General features: G+C 40.8%; 13 protein-coding genes. 5 read left to right on the top strand and 8 right to left on the bottom strand.

Annotated features, from left to right (window positions below):
- Positions 1 to 34 precede the first annotated feature (34 nt).
- The gene (rfbC, locus tag IAR63_RS05510) at positions 35 to 580 is read left to right on the top strand and encodes a dTDP-4-dehydrorhamnose 3,5-epimerase (protein ID WP_187706883.1); all 546 of its coding nucleotides are present in this window, start codon (positions 35 to 37) and stop codon (positions 578 to 580) included.
- Positions 577 to 1,488, top strand: a complete 912-nt coding sequence (gene rfbD, locus IAR63_RS05515) for a dTDP-4-dehydrorhamnose reductase (protein ID WP_187706884.1) — start codon at positions 577 to 579, stop codon at positions 1,486 to 1,488. The genes rfbC and rfbD overlap by 4 nt, the downstream gene beginning before the upstream one ends.
- Positions 1,489 to 1,500: 12 nt before the next feature.
- Here rfbD and radA read toward each other — a convergent pair whose 3' ends face one another.
- Entirely contained in the window at positions 1,501 to 3,057 is a 1,557-nt protein-coding gene (gene radA / locus IAR63_RS05520; protein ID WP_187706885.1) for a DNA repair protein RadA, read from the bottom strand.
- Positions 3,058 to 3,236: 179 nt separating this feature from the next.
- On the opposite strand from radA, the gene rpaB reads away from it, so the two are divergent.
- A complete protein-coding gene (rpaB, locus tag IAR63_RS05525; protein WP_096545828.1) occupies positions 3,237 to 3,965 on the top strand; it encodes a response regulator transcription factor RpaB in 729 nt (242 codons plus the stop codon).
- Positions 3,965 to 4,627, top strand: coding sequence for a cofactor assembly of complex C subunit B (locus IAR63_RS05530; RefSeq protein ID WP_187706886.1), 663 nt, complete (start codon positions 3,965 to 3,967; stop codon positions 4,625 to 4,627). Before rpaB ends, IAR63_RS05530 begins: the two co-directional genes overlap by 1 nt.
- Here the strand turns inward: IAR63_RS05530 and IAR63_RS05535 are convergent.
- The 6 genes from IAR63_RS05535 to psbH all read right to left on the bottom strand — a co-directional run bounded on the left by IAR63_RS05535 (position 4,619) and on the right by psbH (position 9,821).
- On the bottom strand, positions 4,619 to 6,046 hold the full coding sequence (locus IAR63_RS05535) for a slr1306 family protein (RefSeq protein WP_187707372.1): 1,428 nt from the start codon (positions 6,044 to 6,046) through the stop codon (positions 4,619 to 4,621). The genes IAR63_RS05530 and IAR63_RS05535 overlap by 9 nt on opposite strands.
- A gap of 85 nt (positions 6,047 to 6,131) precedes the next feature.
- Positions 6,132 to 7,187, bottom strand: coding sequence for a UDP-3-O-(3-hydroxymyristoyl)glucosamine N-acyltransferase (gene lpxD / locus IAR63_RS05540; RefSeq protein WP_407927149.1), 1,056 nt, complete (start codon positions 7,185 to 7,187; stop codon positions 6,132 to 6,134).
- 63 nt (positions 7,188 to 7,250) lie between these two features.
- Positions 7,251 to 8,486: a BaiN/RdsA family NAD(P)/FAD-dependent oxidoreductase gene (locus tag IAR63_RS05545; protein ID WP_187706887.1), complete on the bottom strand. Its 1,236-nt coding sequence runs from the start codon at positions 8,484 to 8,486 to the stop codon at positions 7,251 to 7,253.
- A gap of 55 nt (positions 8,487 to 8,541) precedes the next feature.
- Positions 8,542 to 9,183, bottom strand: coding sequence for an aminoacyl-tRNA hydrolase (gene pth, locus IAR63_RS05550; protein ID WP_187706888.1), 642 nt, complete (start codon positions 9,181 to 9,183; stop codon positions 8,542 to 8,544).
- A gap of 4 nt (positions 9,184 to 9,187) precedes the next feature.
- Positions 9,188 to 9,442 (bottom strand): TatA/E family twin arginine-targeting protein translocase, encoded by a 255-nt coding sequence (locus IAR63_RS05555; protein WP_187706889.1) that lies wholly within the window; start codon positions 9,440 to 9,442, stop codon positions 9,188 to 9,190.
- Positions 9,443 to 9,617: 175 nt separating this feature from the next.
- Complete coding sequence (gene psbH, locus IAR63_RS05560) at positions 9,618 to 9,821, bottom strand: photosystem II reaction center phosphoprotein PsbH (RefSeq protein ID WP_006275636.1); 204 nt, start codon at positions 9,819 to 9,821, stop codon at positions 9,618 to 9,620.
- Between the two features lie 245 nt (positions 9,822 to 10,066).
- Between psbH and psbN the strand changes: the two genes are divergently transcribed.
- Complete coding sequence (psbN, locus tag IAR63_RS05565; protein WP_006275637.1) at positions 10,067 to 10,204, top strand: photosystem II reaction center protein PsbN; 138 nt, start codon at positions 10,067 to 10,069, stop codon at positions 10,202 to 10,204.
- Positions 10,205 to 10,265: 61 nt separating this feature from the next.
- On the opposite strand, the gene IAR63_RS05570 is transcribed toward psbN, so the two are convergent.
- Complete coding sequence (locus tag IAR63_RS05570; RefSeq protein WP_187706890.1) at positions 10,266 to 13,397, bottom strand: alpha-mannosidase; 3,132 nt, start codon at positions 13,395 to 13,397, stop codon at positions 10,266 to 10,268.
- Positions 13,398 to 13,407 lie beyond the last annotated feature (10 nt).

A 13,407-nucleotide genomic window follows, 5' to 3' on the forward strand; every position in this document is an offset into this window, starting at 1 on the left:
GTTTTCAATAATCAAATAAACGCAAGATGATTCTATGAAAGTAAGCAAGACAGAAATTCCAGACGTGCTACTAATTGAACCACAGGTTTTTGGTGATGAGCGGGGTTTTTTCTATGAGAGTTTTAATGAACAGCTCTTTACGGAAAAAACGGGAATATCACCTCACTTTGTTCAGGATAATCACTCTCGCTCTGGCAAAAATGTGCTCCGAGGGTTACACTATCAGATTCAGCAACCGCAAGGAAAATTAGTTCGTGTTGCAGCTGGTGAAGTTTTTGATATTGTTGTTGATTTAAGGAAGAGTTCCCCTACCTTTTCTCAATGGGTATGTGTGTATTTATCATCAGCTAATAAGCATCAACTTTGGATTCCACCAGGTTTTGCCCATGGTTTTTTAGTCCTATCAGAATATGCAGATTTCTTGTATAAAACTACGGATTATTACGCACCAGAATATGACCGATGTATTTTATGGAACGATCCAGATTTAGCTATTTCTTGGCCAATTGGGGATGAACCAATTGTTTCCTCCAAGGATAAATCTGGAAAATTATTTTCCCAAGCGGAGGTTTACCCATGAAAATTCTTTTAACTGGTATTTCTGGTCAGGTAGGTTGGGAATTACAACGCAGTTTGATGACTGTGGGGGATGTGATTTGTTTAGGGAGAAATGAATTAGACTTATCCCGATATGAAACAATTCCCTCCACAATTAGGGAGGTAAAACCAGATTTAATTGTCAATCCTGCTGCTTATACTGCGGTGGATAAAGCAGAATCAGAACCAGATTTAGCTATGTCTATTAATGGTGTTGCTCCCGGTATTCTTGCTGAGGAAGCAAAAAGGTTAGGAGCTGGTATCATTCACTATTCTACCGATTATGTTTTTGATGGCCATCAAAATATTCCCCATAAGGAAAACGACCAAACCTCTCCACAAAATGTCTATGGAAAAACTAAGTTAGCAGGGGAAAAAGCTATTCAAGCTGTTGGCGTAAATCACCTGATTTTTCGTACTAGTTGGGTTTATGGTTTAAGAGGTAAGAATTTTTTATTGACTATGCAAAGATTAGCCAAAGAAAGAGAAGAAATTCGAGTGGTTGATGACCAAATTGGGTCACCTACTTGGAGCAGGATGATCGCAGAAGTAACCGCCCAAATTATTGCCCAAATTCGCGGTCAAATGGTGATTCCACATGCTAGTTATCTGACTGATTTTATGGCTGAGAAAGGGGGAATATATCACCTATCCTGTGGGGGAAAAACTAGCTGGTACGGTTTTGCCAAAGCTATTCTCACCGATAAATTTGCTGATGATCAATATGGTCAATACAAGTTACAAAGGTTAGTCCCAATCACCACACCAGAATATCCCACACCAGCACTCAGACCTGGTTATTCTCTATTAGATAACCAAAAATTATTGGATACTTTTGGTTTGAAAATATCAAATTGGCAACAGGTTTTAGGTTTGGCTCTGGATAGTTAGTTTAACAATCTTTTAGTCTTCATCCTCCTCCTCTAAATCCAAATCGCTATTTTCTAAAGACTGATGGGGAATAGCTGCAATAATAGCATCTATAACTTTAGAAACTTCTAATATTTCTATCTTTAAGTCAGGAAACTTTTGTCCCTTGGGTATGATTGCTCGTTTAAATCCTAATTTTGCAGCTTCCTTTAATCTCAGCTCCATTTGGGACACTGACCTTACTTGTCCCCCTAAACCCACTTCCCCTATTAATACTGTTTGCGGGTCAACTATTCTATCTCGAAAACTAGCAACAATCGCAACTGCAATCCCTAAATCAACCGCAGGTTCTTCTACGCTTAAACCCCCCGCAGAGGCAACATAAGAATCTAATTTTGACATGGGCACTCCTACTCGTTTTTCTAACACAGCTAGAATTTGTACTAACCGGTTAAAATCCACACCTGTTCCAGCTCTGCGAGGCGAAGGGTAACTTGTGGGACTAACTAAGGCTTGTAGTTCCACAACTATTGGTCTTGTACCCTCACAAGCAACCACAATAGCAGTACCAGGAGAGGGTTCATCCCGATTTCCCAGAAACAACTCCGAGGGGTTAGGGACTTCCCTTAGTCCATTAGATACCATTTCAAATATACCAATTTCATGGGTAGCTCCGAAACGATTTTTTACAGTTCTTAATAATCTATGGGAAGCAAAGCGATCGCCCTCAAAATATAAAACCGTATCGACTAGGTGTTCTAAAACTCTTGGTCCAGCAATGGTTCCTTCTTTGGTAACATGACCAACGATTAACATGGTAATATCTTCATGTTTGGCGACTTTCATCAAAGCTGCGGTACATTCCCGAACTTGAGCTACGGAACCAGGAGCAGATGTGAGTGCAGGAAAGAAAACAGTTTGTATACTGTCAATTACTGCTAAATTTGGCTTGAGAGAGTCAATTTCTCGGAGAATTTCCTCTAAATCTGTTTCCGGAAGGACATACAAGTCAGAGCTGATGGTGTGGTGTTCCACGGTAACCCTGTGGTCATCTTCCACAGCATCCCCAACATCTTGTTCAGGTAGTGGGTGAGAACTTTCCGAGCTTGTGTTGATATCCTCTACGGAAACCACCTGGAGAGGTTTGGACATTCCTAAACGAGAAGCGCGTAATTTTACCTGTTGTCCTGATTCTTCTCCCGTCACATAAAGAATACGGTATCGCTGGGATAGTTCATTAGATACTTGGAGTAATAGGGTAGATTTGCCAATACCCGGATCTCCACCAATGAGAACCATAGATCCGGGAACTACACCACCACCAAGTACTCTATCCAACTCCGAATATCCCGATTCCCATCGAGCAATTTGGCGATCGCTAATTTGGTCAAAAGTCAATGATGCTCTGGGTTTAGAAGGCTTAGTGGATTTAGCAGCTGGTTGAGCGCTGTGCCAACCACCCACACCGAAGGAATTGGCATTTTGTTCCACGAGAGAATCATAAGTGTCACAATTAGAACATTTACCAAACCATTGAGAAAACTCAGACCCACAATTACTGCAAATAAAAATCGTCTTTGGCTTTGCCATGGGTAATATTAAAAAACATTAAAATTTGGTCAGACGCAAGAAAAGGTAAAAGAAGCAAAACTGGTAAGTAGTAGAAATTGCTTTTTTAGCTTTTTTGAATTAATAGGTAGAATGATATCTTAATATTATGTATGGTATGAAAATTCCACAAAACAAAATTTAACGGAGAGTAGGAAAACTTGGAAAGTAATAAGGAAAAAATCCTCGTAGTGGACGATGAAGCAAGCATTCGGCGGATTTTAGAAACACGCCTTTCCATGATTGGTTATGATGTGGTAACTGCAGGTGATGGAGAAGAGGCTTTGGAAACCTTTCGCAAAGCGGATCCAGATCTGGTAGTTTTAGACGTGATGATGCCTAAGTTAGATGGCTATGGAGTATGTCAAGAACTACGTAAAGAGTCCGACGTCCCCATTATCATGCTAACAGCTTTAGGGGATGTAGCTGATCGGATCACAGGTTTAGAATTGGGTGCAGATGACTACGTAGTCAAACCTTTCTCCCCCAAGGAACTAGAAGCGCGGATTCGTTCAGTTTTACGTAGGGTCGATAAAAACGGGACTACTGGTATTCCCAGTTCCGGGGTAATTCATGTTGGCAATATCAAAATAGATACAAATAAGCGACAAGTTTATAAGGGTGATGAACGGATTCGACTAACTGGTATGGAATTTAGTCTATTAGAATTATTAGTGAGTCGTTCTGGAGAGGCATTTTCCCGTTCTGAAATTTTACAAGAGGTGTGGGGATATACACCAGAGCGTCACGTAGATACTCGGGTGGTAGATGTTCATATTTCTCGGTTGCGGGCTAAATTAGAAGATGATCCGAGTAATCCAGAATTAATCTTAACTGCGAGGGGAACGGGTTATCTTTTTCAACGCATCCTGGAACCAGGGGAAGATTAATGACTACTAAATCTGATCCAAATAGAATTTTACGCCTTCTCCCCTTAGTGGTTGGAAGTCTGGGTGCTGTGCTGTTGTTGGTGAATCGTGTGTGGACACCCCAGCTGACAGAATCTCAAGCTAGGGGGGATGTTTTGGGGGTGATCCTGAGTGCGGTTTTAATCCTCACTGGACTAATTTGGCAACAAGTACAACCCAAATCCCCTGATACTGTGGAGCTGATCGGGAAAGAAGGATTTATTCTAGCATCAGATTTACCAGAAACAATCAAGACCGAATTGGCTTGGGCATCCCGTTTATTATTAACTAATACAGTTACGCGATCGCTCGTTGTTTATTATAAAGGTCAGGTTTTGTTAAGACGTGGAATTTTAGGTTCTAAAGCAGAGGTAATACCTGGACCCATATTAGAAAGAGTTCTGGGGACTCAAAAACCAATTTATTTAGTTGCGCTCAGGGTTTACCCTGGCAAAATTGAATTTGATTATTTACCGGAGAACACACAAGGGGTAATTTGTCAACCTATTGGTAAAGAGGGGGTGCTCATCTTAGGAGCAAATGCTCCCCGTAGTTATACGAAACAGGATGAGAATTGGATTGAGGGTATTGCGGACAAATTAGCAGTTACCCTGGAAAACAGAATGGAGCAGGAGTCAAGCTAATATGGTTGAAGGTTTAGTTTCAGGTGATAAGCGTTTAACACCTTGCTTGACAAAAGTTTCCCATAGCGCCAAAGTCTGATTTTGTTGGAATACCCTTTGTAGGACTCGACCTAGTGTTTCCATATTTAACTGGTGGTCAGTGATCAAAGCTATGTCTTGCTGTTCAAAGTACTCAATTAAACTTAAACCAGCTATTTTAGTTAAATAGGCCGCGCTGACACCTTCTACCATCCCCCCAGCGAAAAAGGTAACAGCATTGGTTTTTAAAACACCCGTTACTGCTTTGGTAGATAATTCCACCAGTCCCAACTTGAACATTAGGGTTGCAAGGGTTCTAGCTACTGTTTGGGCTTGGTCGAGGGAGATTTTTTGTTGATAGATATTACCCAAATCCATAACCATTTGACCGGTAATGGCCACAGTTGCTAATATATCCAGGGCGGGTAGGGGATTAGCAAATGCAGCAGCACCAGCGATCCACTGATTTTGTTCTACAATAGGTAAAGAGCGATCGCGTCTAATAGAATTCAAGCAATTTCTAGCTTGGGTTTTTAAAAATAGGGACTTGCGCCATGTGGTTGCACAAACCAAATGTGGTGTTTGTTGCGCCAAAATCAGCGTGAGCTGTTCTACCAACTGTTGAATATTGGGTGTGGGTTGTTCCATCCCCTCTTGAATGGATCCATCAGCAAGATGCTTTCTGACCTTTATGGGTAGGGGAGAAGCAGAAGTAGCGAGCACATGACCGGAGAATGTTTGTTGTAGGGATTGCATAATAATTATGCGTTCCTCTGTCATATATTGGTCTTGCTTATTAAAAACTAGTAGAACTAATTGTTGAGTAGATCGTAATTTTTGCAAAACATCTAGTTGGGATGCGGTAAGGTCTCCATTAGTGATAAATAGCACCAAATCAGACTTTTGTAGTGCTGACAAAATAGCAGCATCACCATCCTGACCGAGTTCCGTAAATAAAGGTGATGTTTCCACCAACTCCAAGGGACTAGCAGATAAATTAGATACAGTTTTGAGGAGGTGAATTATGGTACTTTTGCCTACAGACCTACCACCGGTAACCGCCATTTGCACTTCCTTTCTATCTAGCTCCAAAGTCAATTTGGCCAGTTGTTCTTGTAGAGTTAACAGACTGGGGTGATCAACCACCTCACTTGCGATTTGGTCAATAATAGATTGGGTTTGACTAATAACAGCTTCCACCTTATTTCTATCTGGTGGACTATCATGTAGCTGTTCACCGGGTTGATTTTTGCGCAACAACCATAATCCTCCACCAACTGCTAAAGCACCTAACAAACCCAACTCTGCCATTTGTATGATAGAGTCGTGCCAAGTGTTTAACATCCATAGAGAAAAGGATAATCCTAATCCTCCCACTAATATTGGTTTTTGTAAGTTCACAGTTGCCATTCTCCCGAGCATTATTTTTTAGAATATCTCAAAATCAACCACTAAAAGTGATTTCCAGTGGCAATTCCGGTAGTTGCTATGGATTTTCCTGACGGGGATTTTTTGATAACTGTTTAAAGAAATTATATATCTCTGGCAACCTGCTATATACAGCAGATACCTTTAAATAGAGTTTATGAGGGAGAGCAGGTGAACCTGAGACTATTTCTCCCGGTGCAATATCGCCATGAACACCAGCTTGGGCGCTAACAATTGCTCCATCCCCTATTTTTACCTGATTGGCAATTCCCGTTTGTCCCGCTAGAATGACCCGGTTCCCCACTTTTACACCCCCAGCTATTCCCGCTTGACCAGCGATCGCACAACCTGAACCAATTTGACAACCGTGACCAATTTGCACTAAATTGTCAATTTTAGTGTGTTTACCAATACGTGTTTCCCCCACCGCTGGACGATCCACCGCACTGTTACAACCTATTTCCACCCCATCCTCCAATACTGTATAACCAGACTGTTCCATTTTTAACCAGCCTGTTGTAGTGGGAACAAAACCAAATCCTTCAGCACCAATCACAGTACCACTGTGGATTACACAGTCCGCACCAATTTGACTGCGTTCATGAATGGCACAATTGGCATGTAAAACCGTGCGATCGCCTATTTTTGCATGTGGATAAATAACTACATTGGGATAAATAAAGACACCATTACCGATTTCCGTATTAGCAAGTATAACCACATGGGCGCCAATATAGACATGATCACCGATTTTAACACTAGGGTCAATTACAGCGGTGGGGTGAATGGAGGGGGAGGGTTTATATGGTTGATAGAATAGGGAGATAGTCTGTGCAAACAATAGACGGGGTTGGGAGGTTGCTAACCAGGCTATACCCTGAGCAGTTGCTTGCTGATGCAATTTTTCATCTAAGGGTAAAATCAACACACTAGCTTTTGTGGAGGTAAGCAAGGAGGCAAATTTTGGTCCTTCCACATAGCTGATAGTACCCGCTTGTGCTGCGTCTATAGCAGCAACTCCCCTAATTTGAGGATTCAGTTCTGGTTGGGAGGTCAGACTGTGGGATGTGATATTGTTTTGGAGTTTATCCACAACTTGGCTGAAAGATATCATATTTGACAGATGTTATTTTATTGCTTTGTTAATAGTTACCTATTATAACTCATCCTCTGGTATCTACATACCCATTGCACATCCGGCTAAATATGCAGTAGTCCAAGCGCTTTGAAAATTAAATCCCCCCGTAATGCCATCTATATCCAAAATTTCTCCTGCAAAGTATAAACCGGGGACTATTTTACTTTCCATGGTTTTAAAATCTACCTCTTTTAGGTCTACACCTCCGCAAGTGACAAACTCTTCTTTGAATTCACCCTTACCGGTTATTACATATTCTCCTCTATGGATTTCTTGTGCTAGCTGATTTAACACTTTATTAGTGATTTCTGCCCAACGGTCTTCCGCACTAATATTTACTCGGTCAATTAAATATTGCCATAGTCGGTGAGGTAAATCTACACCACGATGGAGTGCTATGGCTTTTTTCCCCCATTCTTGTTTCACATCTAAAAGCTTTTGTTTTACTTCCTCCAGGGATAAATCTGGCAACCAATTAATGTACAATTTCCCCTGGTAGCGGTTTTCGTACAGTAATCTAGCACCATAAGCGGAAAGTTTTAATATTGCGGGTCCGCTCACACCCCAATGGGTAACTAGTAAGGATCCCGTTTGTTTTAAGGCAATTTTTCCCTGTAAAGACAAAGTTAAACTGACAGGATTAACACTAATTCCAGATAAAGACTGTAGTTTAGGATCGGTAATTTTGAAACTGAATAGGGAGGGTACCGGACTCTCTATATGGTGTCCTAAAGCGCGAGCAATTTTATAACCTACTAAACTACTACCTGTAGCTAAAAGCAGGCGATCGCAATTCAAAGAGTACACATCCCCGCCTGATTTACAATTAACCTTAAAGCCTCCATCTTGACGCTCCACAGAAACTACAGAAGTACCCGTTTTTAACTTCACCCCTGTATGAGCTGCGAACTTAATTAAGCATTCAGCAACGGTTTCAGATCGATCAGTAATAGGAAAAACCCTTCCATCTGCTTCAGTCTTTAATTTCACCCCGTGTTCTTCAAACCAAGCCATTGTATCCTGGGGTTGGAATCGAGTAAAAGGACCACGTAATGCTTTATTCCCTCTGGGATAGTTTTGCACCAGGTCTTGAGGAATAAAACAGGCATTGGTTATGTTACAGCGTCCACCACCGGAAATCAACACCTTAGCTAGAGGTTCACGACCAGCTTCTAAGAGGGTAACTTGAGCTTGAGAATTGGTTTTAGCGCAGGCGATCGCACCAAAAAATCCTGCTGCTCCACCTCCGACAACCACAATTTGTAATGACAACAATTTTAAAGTACAATTTTGAGGTAGATGACAAAAAAATAATTGCAAATCCTAAAAATCAACCATTTGCAGAGGGACTATTCCAGCTGTTACAATAATTCATAGCCTTTTCCACTCCCTGCTTAAAGGTTAATTCTACACATTCCACCACAAATGTCAAAATGGGACCAATTAATTTTGCTTCCCAGGGGGAAAACTTTCCCAAAACATGAGAAACCGTACCATCATGACCATCATTTGATATATCCTTAGGTTTACCAATACCAATACGTAACCGAGGGAAGTTTTGACTATGCAAGTGAGAAATAGCACTTTTCATACCATTGTGTCCACCAGCGGATCCAGATAAACGAAGACGGGTTTTACCCAAGGGCAAATCCATATCATCATAAATTACCAATACCGATTCAGGTGGCAACTTGTACCAACTAGTAACTGATTGAATAGACTCACCAGAACGGTTCATGTAGGTTAAGGGTTTTAAAAGTCTAACTTTTAGATTTCCAGGTCCTAAACCTTCCCCAAACTGTCCCTGGAACTTACGATTTTCCGTCAAAGGAATATGCCAGGTACGGGAAAGAGCATCAATAGCAGCAAAACCAATATTATGGCGTGTTTGGTCATACTTAGGTTCAGGGTTGCCCAACCCGACTATGACCTGGGGAATAAGCAAAGTAGGTGGAGTGATAATTTCTGTCATTCGGTTATTTGGAATGCTCTTGCTCCTTAGTAGACTCTATTTGTTTAGTCTCCAGTTCAGCAGTAGTTTTAATAGTCTCCTCCAATTGTTGAACCTCTTTTTTCAACTCATTTTGAAACTCATCAGAAGCTTGCTGGAAACTGCGAATAGTTTTAGCCAAACTGCGACCAATTTCCGGTAGCTTCTTAGGTCCAAAAATTAACAAAGCCACCACCCCAATCACAACCATTTCTGGTAGTCCAATACCAAATATATTCATAAAACCTCACGGGACTTGAAAAGCTCAGTCGCTCAACCAATATTGACTGCTCCTCGGGTGGAAACACCAGGGATTGTAGTACAGGTAGTACAGATGCTAGAAGGGAGGGTGAACCCATCCCTCCTGGCGTCTTTTTAGCTGTCAGCCAAAACGAGATAGCATATTTCGATAGCAATTAGCCACCCAAACTGCGCCAGTCTACAAGCACGTCTTGAATTAACAAAGATTTGTTGTAGACCTGCAGAATAATAAGCAAGAATACGAAAAACAAACCCATAAAAACAGCCATTAAAGGAGTTGTACCCCAACCAGGAGCTACCTTACCATATTCAGCGTTTAAGGGTCTGAGGATATCTCCTAATTTAGTCCGTTGTGCCATAGTTCACCTAAGATCAGTTGCCAAAACTTTTTTTTAATTTTCCTATTCCCCGTTGTAGGGTGCTGCAATATTTCAGCAGGATTTTAACCTTACATGTGGGATAATTCTGACTATGAAGATAATACCACTATCCAGGTCAGGTAGTTGACTGTTCTGCAGGAAAACTGAAAGTTTTGTAATTGAGGTTTAATTAGAGTTAATTTTTGTAATATATTATAACATACTCATAACATAACTTTAAAATCATGGACTTAGACCCCGGTTTAGTGCTAGGTGTTTCCTTTAGTGCCATTCTCGTTGCTATCACTGCTATGGCCATATACACATCCTTCGGTCCACCCAGTAAGGAATTAGCAGATCCTTTTGAGGATCATGAGGATTAGAAGCACATTCAAGAATAGGGGGTTTTATCCCCTTTCTACTGAGGTAAGTTTATTTTGACATTTACTGGGTGAGAACCTGAAACGTGCTGATTTTCCAGGGTGCAATTGGGTTCACAGTGGGATGGATATTTCTTTCTAATAAATCAAGCGGGTCACCCAAGGTAAAAAATTCACTTTTTAAATTTAGGGTTGGTAAGTTTGCGGATTCACCATGACATTCATAAAATCTTAGAATAAAGCTTTGTGGATGGTTTTCGCTGACTTTAAAAGCTGTGATAATCAAATTATCTGCTGCTAGTGTGAGGAAACTGTTGTTTTTAAAAACCGGTGATGGTGACTTTTTAGTTTCCGGATTGAGAAGTACATTTAATGGTATATTGAAATCAGATGCTCTTCTGACAGTTTCAGCTGCTTGCCAACCACCAGTATGGGGATATAAAGCATAATTAAAGTGATGTTCACCCCGATCTGCTTGAGGGTCTGGCCAGTGGGGACTTCTTAATAAGGTCAACCGCATTTGATTACCCTTGATGTCATATCCATATTTACAGTCATTTAGTAAACTGACACCGTAGTTTCCAGTATTTGTATCTGCTGTCAAATCTGCCCATTTTAAAGCGGGTACTTCCCATTTAGCCTGTTGTGATGGTGTGTGGGGATTAGTAGGACGATGGATGACCCCACAGGGTATTTCATAGGTAGCAATGTCACTGTGGATATTTAAGAGAAAAGAGGTTTTCACCAATACCTGATCTTCTTGCCAATTTACACTGTTCTCAATTTTGAGGATTGGGCAATTGGTTTGTAAAACATAATCTTGGGTAAATTCAGACTTGCCAATTTGACGTACAACTCGCAACCTGTGTTCGATAACACCCTTTTCTAACCATTCAATTGACTGTAATTTAGCAGGTGGTAGAGGTTTAGATTGATAATCTGGGTCAATATTCCAAGCATCCCAGTATTGTCCTTTATCCGCAAATACTTGTAGCTGGTTTCCTGGTCCTTGCAGGACTTCTCGAAATTGAATTTTGTCAAATACACTTTCTAGATCTCCCGTTTGTGCATTGACCCTAACTAGTAAATATTCATTTTCTAAATAAAACTCTTGCCCACATTTGTTTTCGTCCACATCCCCATTTGCATCTCCAGGAGAAAGCCAATATATTTGATATCCTATGGAGGGGATAGTGGGAATAAACAATAAACCATCCCTGGTTATTTGATGCGGTAGCTGATTACCATCGAGGTCGTGAATTAACCAATGTTGAGGATGGGGAGGTTTTATCTTAACCACTTCCGAACGCTCCCAATTGAGTGAGTTAAAGATAATTACCGGAATGCTGTCAGGTTGAGGGGGTTCGGGCAAATTTATATTACAGGCGATCGCTCTTAGTGCTCTATCTAGGATAGTAGACCCCAACTGTTGAACTTGTTCCCATTCTGGTAAAGCATCTTGGTAAACTTGGGTGATGGAAGAACCGGGCAAAATATCATGGAACTGGTGAAACAAAACCTTTTTCCAAGCAGTTTGTATTTCTGCTTTGGGATAGGGTAAACCATAAACAGCAGCAGCAAGGGTCGAGAATAATTCTGCTTGATATAAGAGATTTTCACATTGACGATTCCATCTTTTCTGGTCTGCGTGGGTGGTATAGCATCCTCGATGAAATTGTAGATATAATTCATCTTGCCATACTGGCAATTTTTCGGGAAGAATTGCCACAGAAGATTTGAGATATTGCCAATAATTTTCGGCGGTGGAAAATTCTGTTTCTGGGAAAATGGGGGAATTCTTCCACTTTCTTGCAAGTTCTAACATATCACGAGTCGGTCCACCACCATGGTCTCCCACACCCGGTAACCAAAGAGCATTTGCTAAACCGGTTTTACCTTGCCATGTAGATAGATAATCGGTCATTTTGACTGGATCTATAGTTTCCCCAATGGGTGGTGACATGTAACTTAATATTTGACTACCATCGGGAGATTGCCACCAAAATAAATCATACTCAAATTCACTAGTATCATTCCAGCGGAGCTTTTGGGTGACAAAGATTTCAATTCCTGCTTGGGTGAGAAAACCCGGCAAAGTCCCACAAAAACCAAAGGTATCAGGAACCCACACTATCGGTGATATTTTTCCAAATTTCTCTAGAAAATAAAGCTGACCATATAACAGTTGTCTAACTATTGATTCTCCCGAAATCAAATTCAAATCTGGTTCTACCCAAAAACCACCTAACACTTCCCATTTTCCCGATTTTACCTGGGTTTGAATTTGAGTAAATAACCCAGACTGATGTTCCTCCATCCAAGCATATAAAGCTGGTGTGGTATGACAAAAAATTAACTCAGAAAATTCCGTTTGTAATTTTAACACGGACTCAAAAGTATTTTGTGCTGCTTTCCAAGTTTCTTGTACTGGCCATAGCCATGCTAAGTCTAAATGGGCATGACCTAATAAAAATAGTTTGTTATTCTTAATACTTGTTAACTGGTCTATTCCCAAATAGGTTTGACGAATCTTTTCTAACAAGCTTTTCCAGTCTGCTTGTGTTTTTATACCACAGCTAAAATTCATTAACTCTTCTATTTCTGTTACTAGTCTATTCCACTCCGTTGATGAAAGATTTTTTCCCCTAGTTTGGGCGATCGCCAACTCATTAGCTATAAGACCCGGATCTATATCATCCACAATCCCCGATTCAAAAATCATCTGGGAGTGCATCAAAGCTCCATCACAATGTTCAGGACTTACCAACCGCAATACAATAAAAAACTCATCTTTTGATTTTACCTCTTGACTTAAAAGCAACCGTGGAGAACAATCAAATAAATCACCTGTTGACAATAAATTACCATTAAGATAAACCTCAACCCCATCCGCCCACCAAGTTAGAGATAAGCGCGCACATAAACCACTTAAAGGATAATCATATAAGCTTTCTGGGACAGTGAACTTTTGTCCTAACCAAAGTATGTGCTTTCCTTGATTCCAAACCACCTGTTGTTTGTCATTTAACTGTATGGGTTGCCAATGGAGGAGGTTTGATTGCATCACATCGGTGATTTCTAGGTCACCTCGCCAACACACCCAGGATCGGAGTATATTAATTTGACAGTGGGAGCGTAATTGTTCAATTTTGTCTGAGAGGGACTGACTGTGTGTTGGGGGGGTGGGATAATTCATAAAAGCAAAC

Origin of the sequence: Cylindrospermopsis curvispora GIHE-G1, assembly GCF_014489415.1 — a bacterium.
GTDB lineage: Bacteria > Cyanobacteriota > Cyanobacteriia > Cyanobacteriales > Nostocaceae > Raphidiopsis > Raphidiopsis curvispora_A.